The organism is Litoribrevibacter albus (assembly GCF_030159995.1).
Taxonomy (GTDB): domain Bacteria; phylum Pseudomonadota; class Gammaproteobacteria; order Pseudomonadales; family Litoribrevibacteraceae; genus Litoribrevibacter; species Litoribrevibacter albus.
Genome location: NZ_BSNM01000014.1, coordinates 153,355 through 168,623, shown reverse-complemented (window position 1 = coordinate 168,623; position 15,269 = coordinate 153,355). Strand labels below are relative to the sequence as shown.

Genomic DNA, 15,269 nt, shown 5'->3' with positions numbered 1-15,269 from the left:
TTATCAAGTATAGTCAGTGCTTTTCTGTTCATCTTGCGAGACGCTTAATCATTTTGGCTAGTGTTTAACCACAGTTAAGGACTTAAGCAGCTTCAATTTTTTCTAGACCACCCATGAACGGCTTCAATACGTCCGGCACAGTAATTGATCCATCTTCGTTCTGATAGTTTTCAAGTACCGCCACCAAAGTACGACCTACTGCCAAACCAGAGCCATTCAAAGTATGAAGCAATTCTGGTTTGTTTGTCTCAGGGTTACGATAACGAGCTTGCATACGACGCGCCTGGAAATCTTCACAGTTACTGCAAGAAGAAATCTCACGGTATTTCTGCTGCCCAGGCAACCATACTTCCAAGTCGTACGTCATTGCTGCAGAGAAACCTAGATCGCCACCGCACAAACGCACTTTACGATAAGGTAGATCCAACAACTGAAGAATTTTCTCAGCATGACCCGTCAACTCTTCAAGAGCTTGATATGAGTCTTCAGGTTTCACCATATGAACCAATTCAACTTTCTCAAACTGGTGCTGACGAATCATACCGCGAGTGTCACGACCATAGCTGCCGGCCTCTGAGCGGAAACATGGAGAATGACACACAAACTTCTGTGGAAGTTGTTTCGCATCCAGAATTTCGTCGCGCACCATGTTAGTCACAGGTACTTCCGCAGTCGGAGTCAGATAAAATTCGTTTTCAGAGCGTAGCTTGAACAAGTCCTCTTCGAACTTAGGGAGCTGACCCGTTCCCTTCAAACTGTCACTGTTCACGATATACGGGATATAAATCTCTTCGTAGCCATGAGCAGTCAAATGCGTAGTCAACATGAACTGAGTCAACGCACGGTGTAAACCAGCAATCTGTCCACGCATCACAGCAAAACGAGAACCGGTAATTTTTGTACCAGACTCAAAGTCCAGACCACCAACACCAGCACCTAGATCCACATGGTCTTTCGGTTCGAAATCGAACTCACGAGGCGTTCCCCAAGTTAGGATTTCTTCGTTCTCGTCTTCGTCCTTACCTTCTGGAACCAAATCGTTTGGCAGGTTAGGAATACTCATCAGGAACAGGTTAAATTCTTCCTGAATAACTCGAAGTTCTTCTTTGTTCTGGTCCAGCTTCTCACCGATCTCAGAAACAGCCGCTTTTAAAGGAGTAATATCTTCACCGGCCTTTGCCGCGATACCAATCTCTTTCGAACGTGCATTACGCTCTGCTTGCAATGTTTCTGTTTCAATTTGAAGAGACTTACGCTTGGACTCCAACTCTTCATATTTAGAAAGGTCGAGTTCAAAGTGTTTTTTTGCCAGTTTTGCAGCAAAGGCTGCTGGGTCCTTACGAAGTTCTTTTGGATCTAACATGATCGGCCTACTTAGACATCCTTACTTAAATCAGACTGGGTACATCAAACGGATTTATATCAACCGCGACAACATCCAGCCCAAATACACGAAAATTAAACCGGTAATTATACTCACGGCAGCATAGAGAATTGAATAGATAACTTGCTGTTGTTGGATTAAAAACAGCATATCCAACGAAAAAGTTGAAAATGTTGTGAATGACCCTAGCCCACCAACCGCAATTAAAAACCAATAATGGTGGGTATTATCCAGTTTCCCTAAGATAAAACCAGCAACCAACCCCAAAAGAAAGGAACCAACAAGGTTAACGGACAAGGTTGCCCAATAACCGGGTTTCCCCAGGTATTGAACCATTAGAACCGATACCAGATAGCGCGCATTCGCACCAAGCACTGCCCCTAATGATACCCATAACATGTTTGATAGCATGGTTTTCTCTCTATATGTCCTTTATTTGCTGGAACGAATACGCCACTGACTAATCGTAACGTTTATGATCACTCTGATCATCCAACTGTTTTAACCATTCCAGCTTTTCTGAAATTTTCTTCTCTAAGCCACGATCTACAGGCTGATAGACCTTGATATCTTTCAAGGCTTCCGGGAAATAGTTTTCTCCAGCCGCATATGCGTTGGGTTCATCGTGAGCGTATCGATAGCCATCACCAAACCCATGTTCTTTCATCAGTTCAGTAGGTGCATTCCGGATATGCATTGGTACTTCATAGTCTTTCGTTTCAGCAACGATGGCCCGCATTCTGTTGTACGCTGTGTACACTGCATTACTTTTCGGCGCGGCAGCGATGTAACAGATCGCTTGCGCGACGGCCAACTCACCTTCCGGACTGCCAAGCCGCTCTTGCACTTGCCAGGCATTCAATGACACTTCTAACGCACGCGGATCGGCATTACCCACCTCTTCACTGGCCATTCGAACGACGCGACGCGCGATGTACAGAGGATCACAGCCACCGTCCAGCATTCGACAAAACCAATATAAAGCACCATCAACCGACGAGCCCCTTACGGACTTATGTAACGCAGAAATTTGATCGTAGAACGCATCCCCTTGCTTATCGAACCGTTTGGTTTCATTGGCAAGAGCTTGCCCTGCGATTATCAGATCGATTAAGAGAGAGCCTTCCGTTTGAGAATCAGCCTGGGCGATCTGAATTGAGACTTCCAAAAGATTGTAAGCACGACGGGCATCGCCCATCGCTGTAGCTGCAAGCAAACTTAATGCATCCGGATCAACGGAAACGCCCTGAGACAACAGCTCGTCATCTGACGACAGCGCAACTCGTAGCAATTGCTCAATTTCATCATCATTCAGAGATTGAAGTTTATAAACCCGCGCACGGGACAATAAGGCGTTATTCACTTCGAAGGACGGATTTTCGGTGGTTGCCCCGACGAATACCAAAGTACCATCTTCAACGTATGGCAAAAACGCATCCTGCTGCGTTTTATTGAATCGATGAACTTCATCAACAAACACCAAGGTTCGACGTCCCTGGGACAAATGCATCTTAGCTTGATCTACCGCCGCCCGAATGTCTTTCACACCAGACATCACTGCAGATATTTCAATCACTTCCGCATTGCAGCTATGGGCAATGATTCTGGCTAAAGTTGTTTTCCCGACCCCAGGTGGCCCCCACAACAACATGGAGTGAAGTTGATTCGCTTCAATGGCCTTACGCAACGGTTTGCCTTCACCTAACAAATGTTGCTGGCCAATATAGCCACTCAAAGTGGTTGGACGACAACGTGCCGCTAAAGGCTGGAAACGAGCTTTAGCCTGCTGCTCTTCATTGCTAAATAGATCATTACTCATGCGCTGAGAAGAACACCAAGACTACTGACCAACAGCTTTACGATTATCCAGGACATCCACATAGTCTGGAAATGAAACACTGAAGGTATCTTTAGCTAAAGACGGATTCAAACTTACACCAGTGAATACAATTTTAGTGAACTGCCCAAGGCTGTCTTCTATTTGCATTTCCACTAACTGATCATCCACGAAATTAAGAACAAGCATAGTGAACAGGCTGCCCTCATCCTTTGGATTCAGGATAAACATTTCTTTAAGCGTGTCACGACTGTCAGAAATACGATAGTGTTTACGGATTTCTTCAGATGACCCAGAAAGCAATACAGCAGGCGTTTTAGCCGCACGTTCGTCCAGATAATCAATGCTCACCTGCTCGAGATCAGGATCATACACCCACACAGACTCACCATCAGAAACGATAGTCTGAGGAAACGGTTCCTTCACTACCCAGCGAAAACGTCCTGGTTGCTCTAAGATAAACTGCCCTTTACCACGTTGTTTAACAGTGCCCTGAGCGTCATGAGTGGTTTGTTCAAAGTTGGCAGAGTATGCATTCATACCTTCAAGTAAGGCAGAGAGTCGATCACCTGAGTCTGCTGCTTGAGATACTGCGGTCATCAGCATTAACAAAACTAAAGAAAAACTTCGTAAAATCACGGTCACAAAAACAATCCTAGTGCTAATCAATAATTATCGAGGTGGCGGAGGCGGTGCCAACACTTCACGACTACCATTCGTACCCATTTCAGTAACAATCCCGGCCGCTTCCATGGCTTCGACCAAATTCGCAGCACGGTTATAACCTACTTTCAATTTTCTTTGTACAGAAGAAATAGAGGCTTTTCTGGTTTCAGTGACAAACGCCACCGCTTCATCAAATAACGGATCAGATTCGCTGTCCCCAGAACCCCCTTCCGGTTTCTCGCCCGGTAACATGCCCTCTTCACCAACCCCAGATACGACATCATCGATGTATTCAGGTTCACCTCTGGTTTTCCATTCATCCACCAAGGCATGAACTTCATCATCATCCACAAACGCACCATGCACACGAATCAGACTACTTACGCCGGGTGGCATGTACAACATATCACCATGACCAAGCAACTGCTCTGCGCCGCCCTGATCTAAAATCGTTCTGGAATCAATCTTTGAAGACACCTGGAAGGCCATTCGGGTCGGGACGTTGGCTTTAATCAAGCCAGTGATTACATCCACAGACGGGCGCTGAGTTGCCAGAATCAAGTGAATACCAGCAGCACGTGCTTTCTGGGCAATACGGGCAATAAGTTCTTCAACTTTCTTACCGACAATCATCATCATGTCAGCAAATTCATCGATCACCACCACAATGAAAGGCAGTTTGTCCAGATACGGCTGCACTTGTTCATCCACTGGCGTCATCGAAAGCTCATCAGGCTTCCAGATAGGATCTAAAATAGGTTCGTCTGCATTGATAGCATCGAGTACTTTTTTATTGTACCCAGCAATATTTCGAACCCCTAACTTCGACATGAGTTTATAGCGTCTCTCCATCTCCGCCACACACCAACGCAGACCGTTAGCCGCATCTTTCATATCCGTTACAACTGGCGTTAAGAGATGAGGAATACCATCATAAATGGAAAGTTCGAGCATTTTAGGGTCAATTAGAATCAGTCGAACCTGCTCAGGTGTAGACTTGAACAGAATACTCGCCAACATGGCGTTTACCCCAACCGACTTACCTGAACCCGTAGTACCAGCAACCAACAAGTGAGGCATTTTAGCTAAGTCAGCAATCACAGGTTCGCCTGCAATATCGTTACCCAGCCCTAGTGTTAAAGGTGATACGGCATCATCGTAACGATTGGAACCAAGCACCTCACTCAAGCGGACCATTTGCCGATTTTCGTTAGGTATTTCTATCCCGACATAGGTTTTACCCGAAATAACCTCTACAACACGAACACTGACCACAGCTAACGACCGAGCCAGATCTCGAGCAAGGTTACTAATCTTAGCGGCCTTGACACCCGCTGCAGGCTCAATCTCAAAACGGGTAATCACCGGGCCAGGGCAAACTTCCTTAACTTTGGCAATCACGCCAAAATCCTTGAGTTTTAGCTCAATTAATCGAGACATGGCTTCTAATGATTCTGGTGAATAGCCTGTCTCCTGATTTTTATCCGGTGGCGTCAGGATCGATAAAGGCGGTACGCCAACCACTTCACCTGGAAATAGATCCCCTTGTTTCTCTTTCTCAGTTCGATCACTTAACTTCTGTTCGGTCTTGAGCGGTGTAATCTTCGGTGCGTTGGCGTCGTCCTCACCAATGCCTGGAGCGGTTTTAATTGCCCCTTTGATATCACCTTTCTTTTCTTTCGGATTGCTTTCAGTAGACTCTTTGGACGGTTTATCTTTTCTTAGAAGCCGGTCTTTTAACGATTTCTTCTCTTTAACTTCTGAGACTGCGTCTTCAGTAATCTCCAATGGCAGTTCGAGGTCGATTTCAGTGCGCCCTCGTTTTGGCTTCTCAGTGTTTGCCGTAGATTTCTCAACTACCTGTGCAATTCGGTCGATATCCCCAATCTCTGGTTCGGTAGACACTTCTTCCACGATACTGCTGATCATTACCGGTTCGCGTTTCCGCTCAGCTTTCGCTTTCTTAAGTTCAGCAGTTTTTACGGCCCGTGCTTGAAGTTTGTTATTACTGTAGCTGGCAACTTGTCGAGATTGTTTGGCAAAAAGTCGTAGCACTGCAAATGTAATTCGTCCCACATTCTCGAAGAACTTAATCCAGGAGACGCCGGTAAACATAGAACAGCTAATACAAAATAAGGCTAATAAAATGAGCGTGCTACCCAGCAGATTAAAACGGAGATAGAGAGCTTCTGATAAGGCTCGACCAATGATTCCGCCAGCGCCATGAAGCAATAATTCCTGAGACACATGAAAATGCATTGCCGTCAGACTCGCGCCAGACAACAAGAACACTATCAGTCCGGTAAAGCGCAACATCAACATAAAGGGATTAACAAGCGCATGTTGCTTCTCACGGATAATTTTAACAGCGCGCCAGATAATCAGGATCGGCAGTAGATATGCCATATACCCGAAGAAGGACAGCAGAATGTCTGCAAAAAACGCACCAACCTTACCTCCAGAGTTGTGCACCACTTGATGAGTCGCGGAGGTACTCCATCCAGGGTCATTTACGTCGTAACTGATTAACGAGATAAATAAGAAGGCACAAACTGCAATCAGAAGGATTAATATGCCTTCTTTCAACAGTCTCTGGGATAATTCTTTGGGAATGGCCGTTCGGGAAGCTTGAGCGCTTTGTTCTTTCAAACCGTCTTCCTGTGGTTTTAGTGTAAAAGTGAGAATAATAAGAAATCTCAGAGAGGCTTGCCAGCGCAATCCTCTCATTAGCTTCGAATGTTGACAAACTCAACATAGAAAAATGGCATCAATTACTGCATTATCCCACTTATTTTTCACTCAAAATACAGAATCATTATGAAAGTCATTAGTTTCAACATTAACGGTGTAAGAGCCAGACCTCATCAGATCGAAAAGCTAATTGAACTACACAACCCGGATGTTATCGGATTACAGGAAACCAAAGTTGACGATCCTCAGTTTCCGGTCAAGATGATCGAAGATCTTGGTTATCAAGTAAGCTATTTTGGTCAGAAAAGCCATTACGGTGTAGCTCTGCTTTATAAAGAAGCCCCGATTTCTATCCAAAAAGGGTTTCCTGGCGACACGGAAGAAGACCAAAAGCGCTGGATCATTGGTGAGTTTAAAGCGGCAAACGGCGAAAGCGTGTTTGTATGCAACGGCTACTTCCCTCAAGGTGAAAGCATTCACCACGAAACAAAGTTTCCTGCCAAGAGAAAGTTTTACAAAGATTTAATGAATCAGCTCAATAACGAGTTCTCACCAGATCAGAACATTATTGTTATGGGCGATTTCAACATATCTCCGGAAGATAAAGATATTGGCATTGGCGAACCCAACAGAAAGCGCTGGCTAAAAACAGGAAAGTGCTCATTCCAGCCAGAAGAAAGAGAATGGTTTGATCGCCTAAAAGATTGGGGATTCAAAGACACATTCCGAATTCTACAACCGGACACGACTGATCGATTCAGCTGGTTCGACTACAGAAGCAAAGGATTTGATGACACGCCAAAACGCGGCCTGAGAATTGACACCCTTCTAGCCACGACGCCTCTAGTCGAGCGCTTAACTGCCGCTGAAGTTGACTACGACATCAGAGCCATGGAAAAGCCATCAGATCACGCCCCGGTTTGGGCATCATTTGATTTCAAGTAACCTTAGAAACACAAAGGCCCTGTAACTCTGTTTATGAACAAGCAGAGTTACAGGGCCTAATAGACTCATTTTCGATTAAGCCTATCCTTCACCAGAAGCTACAACTGATAGTGCGACCAATCGGTTAGATTTAAAGAGTTTGCAAGTTCATCACTCGTGATAATGACTTCACTGGACTCAGCATTCAGTAGATATTTCTCAGCAACAGCTTTGAGCTGATCCTCAGTTACCCCAAGAATTCGATCCCTGAAGTCATGACGATCTTCATAAGAACGCCCCATCAAACGATTGTGAAAGTCTTGTCGAGCCTCTCCTGCCGGTGATGCTGGTTTATCAATGCTTCCCACCACACCCAAAATGGCTTCTTCAATTGGCTCAAAGCCATGCTCTTTAGACAGGAACCATTCGACAGACTTGGTAAAATCATCAAGAGTTTCCAACGAACGAGGATCACGATAAGAATAGAAACGGAATACCCCTGCTGCATTATCCTGATTAGCACCGCCACCATACGCCCCACCTTGCTCGCGTACTGCTCTGTGCAAAAAGCCGTTACGAAGCACACTGGACAAGATAGTCAATGGAGCCGCATCCGGATCTGTGTGCATACAGGTTTTGAAGGCTCTCGAAACAAAGTTAACCTGGGTACTTGTCGTCCAGATTTGTTTCTTTTCAGCAGGGGTCACGATCATCTGAGACGATGTCATGTTTTGGCTAAACTCACCTTCAGTCCATACCTTAGAAACCTGATCTTGTAGAGACCCAAGCCCCTGACCATCCCCTAACGCCAACAAACGGACAGGACTACTAATTACTTTGCTATGAATGGATTTGAGGATCGGCATAATTTGATCAAGACATGAAATATCCTTAACCTGCTCCATCAAACGGTGAATACCCGTTAAGCCGCCTAGATTATGATTTATGGCTGACAAAGAACTCCATGCAGCAGAAGAAGCAAGCATTGCGTATGAATGCCCTGATCCGGTCACGGATTGGTGCTTGCGATGTTTCATCTGAAGAAGCAGTTCCCACACGCGGTCAGTTTCATCAAACCTAACCGTAGAAATTACATCTTTGAGTAAAGGAACAAATTCACTAACTTTGGTGTTGAGAGCTTTGCCTGAGAAATGAATATATCCCTTAACTGCATCCGGATTTGTTTCATCCACCATTAAAGAAGAATAGGCACTCAAGCTCCCAACAATTTGTGATTGTTTTAATTGAGCTTGATCATAGCTGAGCTCGCCATACCCTACTTCCGTGACCATGGAGGTATAGAGTGGTAACCACCCCAATTCCTGCTCAGTTAGTACCGGCAAATCAAACACAGCCTGCTGATACGAAATCCCATTGGTTCCGCATACATAGCTGAAAAGCGCTTTATCTGAAGAAATCTCCGGGTCATGCCTTGGAATATCAGAATGAATATCCGACAACTCAACTTTCGGAAGAATAGAAATATCATCTTCCTGCTCTTGGCGTTCTTTCAACTCATTAGCAACATCAATCAGATTCTGAAGATCTTGCTCTGACATTCCTGCCTTAATTTCAGCCAACCGAGCTTTTTCCTCAGCCTTCTCTTGCTCAACCAAATCCGCACTTGGCTTCATGGTAAGACAAACGCGATGCTGATTCTCAATAAAGAAATGACGAATCAAGTCTTTGATATATTCAGGATCTTGAATTTTCTCGCGAAGCTCCAGAAGCACAGGATCAATATCAAGGATGTCAGCAGGATTCACACCATGCGTCGCAGCCGCCAAACTGGATAAAATCAACTGCAAACCGTAAGGATAACTGTCACCACCAATTTCACGCTGAGACACTTCCAGTTGATGAAGAACTGCTTCCTGCTGCTCTAATGGAACGCCCTCTTCAGACAAACGTTCAAACAACGCAATGATTTCTTTCTCAAAAACATCTGCATCTTCAGGATTAATTCCCTCAAGTCCACATAAGAACGCCATTTCCTGATTGGAATCTTCCAAACCACATAAAGGAGAAGGCGTTTCTGCCAACTTGGAGGTCTCAAGGTACTTACGCAACGGGGAGGAACTGTTATCCAGAAGTAAATTAGACACAAACTGCGCTGCCAACAACTCTTGAAGATCGGTAGATTCCCCAAGTAACCATCCAAGAATCACTGAAGTCTGATCATTTGGATCGGTTGACGGATAATAATCTTCAACGGTTACTGGAGCGGTAAAACGAGTTTCAGAACCAACATGAATGTCATGCTCACTTCTTTCAAAGCGATCCAGAACTAGGGCTTCAAATTTTTTCTGATGCTCCTCAGCCGGGATATCACCAAACGTCATAAATACTGCATTACTTGGGTGATAATGCTTTTTATAAAACGCTTGAAGCTCGTCATAGGACAGATCCGGGATATTCTTTGGCTCACCACCACTGTTAAAGTGATAGGTCGTGGATTTATACAAATGAGAACTCATGGTATGCCAAAGTTTACTGACCGGTGAGCTCATCGCCCCCTTCATCTCATTGAAGACGACACCTTTGTAAGTCAGATTACTGTTAGCAGCATCCTTAGGATCTTTGACTTCTATTCGATAACCTTCTTGAGCAAAATCCAGCGGATGAAGATTCGCAAAGAAAACAGCATCCAAATAAACTTCCAGCAAGTTATCAAAGTCTTTACGGTTCTGAGAAGCAAATGGATACGCAGTCCAGTCGCTGCTGGTAAACGCATTCATGAAAGAATTCAATGAACGACGGATCATCATGAAAAATGGATCACGAACAGGAAATCTCTCACTGCCGCACAATACCGTATGTTCCAGAATATGAGCCACGCCGGTGGAATCCGTCGGCACCGTTTTCAAAGCAACTAAGAACACATTTTCTTTGTTATCCGTCGCCAGATGATAATGCTTGGCGCCAGTTTTAATGTGTTCATAAGCCTCTAACGTAACATGCAGGCTTTCAATTTCTCGCTTTGACACGAGCTTAAACGGGTTGCCGGAACTCATAAAACTTTCTCGTCAGATTTGTAAGTGCTAGTAAAAAAGTGCCTTTTCTACCTTTGTCTCGCCATAAAGTCCAGATCTTGCATGGCTTTTTCTCTGGGGACTTCTTCAAAAACAGCATCATACCAATCAAATACGGAATCATTTATTCGCACCGTGTAACGGATAAATTTTTCCTGACCGGGCGCAATAGAAACCGCCAATGTCTTGGGCCTTACAGGCCAATCGTCCTCACCATAAAGATTCGTTATCGAATCAATTTCCTTCACCGTCAGGTGATAAAAACCAGACTCAACAGATACGACAGAATAATAATTATCTTTAAACTGGCCATAACTCTGGTTATTAATGTAAAGATATGGAGACTTCTTCTCAACCTCTTGCACAGGCTCTCTGTAGATCACTAGCCTACTTTCGGATGAGTCCAAGACCTCTTCATTAAAACCAAGCAGAGTCGGAACCGTATCCTGTGAGGAACACGCTGAGAGCACAAACACGGAAAATGTGAGTATAATAATCTTCAAATAAGTGTTCATTTATCTTTTCTACAATAAAAACAAGTCATTAGCCTTAACATTCTGGTTCATTCTATGAAGAAAGCCAGACAATAATCAAAACTTTATCACTTTCTGAGTTCAAAAAACGGCAATTTCATAAAACACTATGTACATTACCTGGTTAGACGACAATAGCTATGACTTCCCTAGCACCGAAGAAGCACTTGATGATCCAAATGGATTATTAGCTGCAGGTGGAGATCTCGCTCCCAAGCGACTACTCAATGCCTATTCTCAAGGCATATTCCCCTGGTTTTCTGAAGATGAACCAATTATGTGGTGGTCACCAAGCCCAAGATGCGTGTTACTCCCTGAGCAGTTTTATGCATCCAAGAGCTTAAAAAAGTTATTCCGACAATCAAAGTATTCAATTCGCAGCAACACATGTTTTGATGCCGTTATAGAGGAATGCAGCAAAGAACGAAAAGACCAGAATGGCACCTGGATTACCGACGACATGAAAGAAGCATACAACGTGCTCCATCACTTGGGATATGCTCACTCAATCGAGGTTTTTAATAATCAAGTACTTGTTGGCGGCCTTTATGGTGTTGCCATTGGTGGGATTTTTTTTGGAGAGTCCATGTTCTCAAAGAAATCCAATACATCCAAACTGGCTCTATACGCACTTAGCGAATTTATGAAAAACCAGAATCTCCTTCTCATTGACTGCCAAGTAACAAGCAGTCACCTGGTTAGTTTAGGTGCCATAGAAATCCAAAGAGCGGAATTCGAGAAACACCTTTCTAACAATCTAGACCGCTTTGGAATGTCTACAATGAAAGTAGACCTAACCCTTCTTTAGACGCACGAACACGTATCATAGAAATCTCATTATGGAAATTAAGCTATACCAATCCATTGATAGCCCCTGCAATTATCTAGAAGGTTTAGAAAGCAGCTCATTAATTGTTGACCCTGACTTACCCATAACCCAAGAACTTACTACCGCCATGAGCCAAATGGGTTACAGAAGAAGCGGAAACATGCTCTACAAGCCGCAATGTGACGGCTGTAACGCCTGCCAATCGTCCAGAATAAGACTCAAAGATTTTAAGCTAAGTAAAAGCCAAAAAAGAATCTTGAATAAAGCAAAGCATCTGACCTTCTCTATCAGAGAAGCAGATTTTAATGAATCTGATTTTTCTCTCTATAAAAAGTACATTGAATTAAGACACTCAGACGGTGACATGTACCCGCCTGATAGACAACAATACGAAAGTTTTTTATGCAAAAACTTTGGCTTTAATTTCTTTTTAGAAATAAAACTTGAAGATCAAACCATCGCCATCAACCAATTTGACTCATTAAGTGACGGATTGTCGGCGGTTTATACCTTTTTCGACCCCGATTACGATTACCTAAGCTTGGGGGTTATCAGTGTCCTTCAGCTTATAAGCATCTCTAAACAAGTTGGACACCCTTATCTGTATTTGGGCTATTACATCCAAAACTGCTCAAAAATGAACTATAAATCCAAGTACCAACCTCTGGAATTATTTATTAACGGCAACTGGAAAGATTTTGAACTAAATTAAAGAACTAACAACAACCTCATCAGTAAAAAATATCCAAAATATATCGATCAGGTTTTGCACATTGAATAAAATTAGTGCACAATTCGCCACCATTATTTGGTAACCAATCTATTAAGGTAGAGCTTGAATGGCAAAAGAAGACCATTTTGAGATGGAAGGAACGGTTGTTGATACCCTTCCAAATACTATGTTCCGCGTTGAATTAGAAAACGGCCACGTAGTAACTGCGCATATCTCAGGTAAAATGCGTAAAAACTACATCCGTATTCTTACTGGCGACAAAGTTAAAGTGGAACTTACACCATACGACCTTAGCAAAGGCCGCATCGTGTATCGCGCTCGCTAAGCACTATCTCATCAGTTATTTAACTGATAAGACGAAGCGGCCTAAACCGCTTCGTGTGCCTCAACTGACAATTTAATTCCCTCTTCGTCAGCCGTAATAAAGACATCCCCTCCTGATTCAGCCAACTCTCCGAACAAAATACTCTCAGCCAGTGGCTTTTTAAGCTCATCCTGTATCAATCGAGACATTGGTCGAGCACCCATTTTTTCATCATAGCCATGCTCAGCCAACCAAACCTTAGCAGTTTGATCCAGATGAAGAACAACATCTCTATCATCCAACTGTGCCTGTAGCTCACCAACGAACTTATCAACCACATTTTGAATGATATCGACACTTAGAGGTGCAAACTGAATTACCGCATCCAAACGGTTTCTGAACTCAGGTGTGAACGTCTTCTTAAGCTCTTCCATACCATCGGTACTGTGATCCTGAGAGGCAAAACCAATAGATCTACGACTCATGACCTCAGCCCCCGCATTGGTCGTCATAACCAACACGACATTACGGAAATCAGCTTTACGCCCGTTATTATCGGTTAACGTACCATGGTCCATCACTTGCAAAAGCAGGTTGAATACTTCCGGGTGCGCCTTCTCAATCTCATCAAGCAATAACACACAGTGAGGCGTTTTATTTACCGCCTCGGTTAGTAAACCACCCTGATCGTAACCAACGTATCCAGGAGGAGCACCAATCAAGCGAGATACGGTATGACTTTCCATGTACTCAGACATATCAAACCGGACCAGCTCAATACCCAAGACTTCCGCCAACTTGCGAGTAACCTCTGTCTTACCCACCCCAGTAGGACCAGCAAAGATAAACGACCCCATTGGCTTCTCTGGTGATTTAAGACCAGCACGCGAGAGCTTAATTGCCGAAGAAAGAGTATCAATAGCTTCATCCTGACCATAAACTTCTTTCTTCAATTCACCATCAAGGTTTTTGAGAAGATCTTTATCGTCCGAAGAAACACTCTTAGGTGGAATACGGGCGATATTCGCAACAATCGATTCTACGTCAGAAACTTCAATTCGATTTTTGCGCAACTCTTCCGGTAGCAGCTTCTGATAAGCACCGACCTCATCAATAACATCAATGGCCTTATCAGGAAGATGTCGATCATTGATGTAACGCTCAGAAAGCTCGGCTGCCGCATGAAGCGCCTCTTCATCGTACTTCACGTGATGATAGTCTTCGAAACGATCCTTCAAGCCTTTTAAGATCTCAAAAGTATCCTCAACTGATGGCTGAACGACATCAATTTTCTGGAATCGACGCGCCAACGCACTGTCTTTCTCAAAGATACCTCTAAACTCGGTAAAGGTCGTAGAACCAATACAACGAATTTCACCGCCACTCAGCAAAGGTTTTAAAAGATTAGACGCATCCATCACACCACCAGATGCAGCACCTGCACCGATAATGGTATGAATTTCATCTATGAATAAAATCGCATGCGCTTTCTTTTTAAGCTCAGCAAGCAAAGCCTTGAAACGCTTCTCAAAGTCGCCACGGTACTTCGTGCCAGCAAGTAAAGCACCCAGATCCAATGAAAAGACCACTCCGTCTTTGATGACATCAGGCACATTACCTTCAACAATAAGACGCGCCAGTCCTTCTGCAATGGCTGTCTTACCAACGCCACTTTCACCCACCAACAAAGGATTGTTCTTCCGTCTGCGGGACAGAACCTGAATAACACGCTCAACTTCTTTGTCTCGCCCAATCAGAGGATCAATTTTTCCTTCCTGAGCAAGCACATTAAGATTCGTAGCGTAAGCTTCCAAAGGACTTTCCGAAGAATCAGCGCTTGCGCCTTCCTCTTGAGATTCAGTAGAACCTAGTCCTTCTTCTTGATGATCACCATCAGAAACTTTTGAAATTCCATGAGAGATGTAATTAACGACATCTATACGAGCAACGTTCTGCTGTTTTAGGTAATAAACAGCCTGACTCTCCTGCTCACTAAATATAGCAACCAGTACATTGGCACCAGTAACTTCAGACTTTCCTGAAGATTGAACATGAAATACCGCTCTTTGAAGAACGCGTTGAAACCCTAATGTTGGCTGAGTTTCCCTATCCTCATCAGCCTCAGGAATCAACGGTGTCGTAGAATCGACAAATTCCAACAAATCAGCCCTTAGTTTTGATATATCCGTACCACATGCTTTTAGCACACTAGAAGCTGCATCATTATCAAGAAGCGCCAAGAGCAAATGCTCAACCGTCATAAACTCATGACGTTTAGTCCTTGCCTCCTTGAAAGCAACATTCAGAGTTAGCTCTAGATCTTTACTGAGCATATA

General features: G+C 43.9%; 12 protein-coding genes. 4 read left to right on the top strand and 8 right to left on the bottom strand.

What is annotated here, in order from left to right; translation table 11 throughout:
• Window positions 1-82: 82 nt before the first annotated feature.
• From serS to QQL66_RS11045, 5 genes are read right to left on the bottom strand one after another with little or no spacing between them, the layout of a single operon-like run.
• Entirely contained in the window at window positions 83-1,363 is a 1,281-nt protein-coding gene (serS, locus tag QQL66_RS11065) for a serine--tRNA ligase (protein WP_284381407.1), read from the bottom strand.
• 54 nt (window positions 1,364-1,417) lie between these two features.
• Window positions 1,418-1,795 carry a fluoride efflux transporter CrcB gene (crcB, locus tag QQL66_RS11060; RefSeq protein ID WP_284381406.1) on the bottom strand — a complete coding sequence of 126 codons (378 nt, stop codon included), beginning with the start codon at window positions 1,793-1,795 and terminating at the stop codon, window positions 1,418-1,420.
• 49 nt (window positions 1,796-1,844) lie between these two features.
• Window positions 1,845-3,203 carry a replication-associated recombination protein A gene (locus tag QQL66_RS11055; RefSeq protein WP_284381405.1) on the bottom strand — a complete coding sequence of 453 codons (1,359 nt, stop codon included), beginning with the start codon at window positions 3,201-3,203 and terminating at the stop codon, window positions 1,845-1,847.
• Between the two features lie 21 nt (window positions 3,204-3,224).
• Window positions 3,225-3,866 (bottom strand): outer membrane lipoprotein periplasmic chaperone LolA, encoded by a 642-nt coding sequence (lolA, locus tag QQL66_RS11050; protein WP_284381404.1) that lies wholly within the window; start codon window positions 3,864-3,866, stop codon window positions 3,225-3,227.
• 27 nt (window positions 3,867-3,893) lie between these two features.
• A complete protein-coding gene (locus QQL66_RS11045) occupies window positions 3,894-6,536 on the bottom strand; it encodes a DNA translocase FtsK (RefSeq protein ID WP_284381401.1) in 2,643 nt (880 codons plus the stop codon).
• A gap of 168 nt (window positions 6,537-6,704) precedes the next feature.
• On the opposite strand from QQL66_RS11045, the gene xthA reads away from it, so the two are divergent.
• Window positions 6,705-7,523 (top strand): exodeoxyribonuclease III, encoded by an 819-nt coding sequence (gene xthA / locus QQL66_RS11040; protein WP_284381399.1) that lies wholly within the window; start codon window positions 6,705-6,707, stop codon window positions 7,521-7,523.
• Between the two features lie 98 nt (window positions 7,524-7,621).
• Here xthA and QQL66_RS11035 read toward each other — a convergent pair whose 3' ends face one another.
• Window positions 7,622-10,516 carry an insulinase family protein gene (locus QQL66_RS11035; protein ID WP_284381397.1) on the bottom strand — a complete coding sequence of 965 codons (2,895 nt, stop codon included), beginning with the start codon at window positions 10,514-10,516 and terminating at the stop codon, window positions 7,622-7,624.
• Window positions 10,517-10,563: 47 nt separating this feature from the next.
• Window positions 10,564-11,049, bottom strand: a complete 486-nt coding sequence (locus QQL66_RS11030; protein WP_284381395.1) for a DUF2846 domain-containing protein — start codon at window positions 11,047-11,049, stop codon at window positions 10,564-10,566.
• 127 nt (window positions 11,050-11,176) lie between these two features.
• Here QQL66_RS11030 and aat point away from each other — a divergent pair, with 127 nt between their 5' ends.
• The 3 genes from aat to infA all read left to right on the top strand — a co-directional run bounded on the left by aat (window position 11,177) and on the right by infA (window position 12,954).
• The gene (aat, locus tag QQL66_RS11025; RefSeq protein ID WP_284381393.1) at window positions 11,177-11,875 is read left to right on the top strand and encodes a leucyl/phenylalanyl-tRNA--protein transferase; all 699 of its coding nucleotides are present in this window, start codon (window positions 11,177-11,179) and stop codon (window positions 11,873-11,875) included.
• A gap of 31 nt (window positions 11,876-11,906) precedes the next feature.
• Window positions 11,907-12,608, top strand: coding sequence for an arginyltransferase (locus tag QQL66_RS11020; RefSeq protein ID WP_284381392.1), 702 nt, complete (start codon window positions 11,907-11,909; stop codon window positions 12,606-12,608).
• A 127-nt stretch (window positions 12,609-12,735) separates the two neighbouring features.
• Window positions 12,736-12,954, top strand: a complete 219-nt coding sequence (infA, locus tag QQL66_RS11015; RefSeq protein WP_284381391.1) for a translation initiation factor IF-1 — start codon at window positions 12,736-12,738, stop codon at window positions 12,952-12,954.
• 41 nt (window positions 12,955-12,995) lie between these two features.
• Here the strand turns inward: infA and clpA are convergent, their stop codons facing one another.
• A complete protein-coding gene (clpA, locus tag QQL66_RS11010) occupies window positions 12,996-15,266 on the bottom strand; it encodes an ATP-dependent Clp protease ATP-binding subunit ClpA (protein ID WP_284381389.1) in 2,271 nt (756 codons plus the stop codon).
• Window positions 15,267-15,269 lie beyond the last annotated feature (3 nt).